The organism is Oleiphilus sp. HI0079 (assembly GCF_001635105.1).
This window is the reverse complement of record NZ_LWFT01000271.1, coordinates 1-505: the sequence shown is the minus strand read 5'-3', so window position 1 is coordinate 505 and position 505 is coordinate 1. Positions and strand designations below refer to the sequence as shown.

Annotated in this window: 1 protein-coding gene; it reads right to left on the bottom strand. The window is 49.3% G+C overall.

Annotated features, from left to right (window positions below):
* Positions 1-505: glutamate--tRNA ligase family protein (locus A3750_RS03920; protein ID WP_231871700.1), on the bottom strand; the 505-nt coding region annotated here is incomplete at both ends.

The following is a 505-nucleotide window of genomic DNA, read 5'->3' as shown; positions in this document are numbered from 1 at the left end:
TTGAAGTCTTCACGGTCAATATAAATAGTCTCTGAAAACGGAATTTCTCTCTCGCCGAGCTCTGGCTTGTTCGGGTGATTCGCGGCCTTCAAGCTCAGTCCGGCGTCCGCCTCATGGATATTGATGACCGTAACTTTAAGAGGGTTCATCACACACATTGCACGCTGCGCATGATCATTCAAATCATCCCGAATGGCCTTCTCAAGCTGCGCAACATCAACATCACTGTTGTTTTTGCTACTCACGGGAATCATCTCACAGAACTGCTTAATCGAACGCGGCGTGAAACCACGACGACGCATTCCAGAGATCGTCGGCATTCTAGGATCGTCCCAGCCGGAAACATGTCCTTCGTCGACTAGCTGCTTGAGCTTACGCTTACTGGTAACGGTGTAGTTCAAATTCAAACGCCCCATCTCGTACTGACGAGGCTTGGATGGAACAGGCAGATTCTCCACTAACCAATCATAAAGCGGGCGATGCGCCTGAAACTCTAGTGTACAAA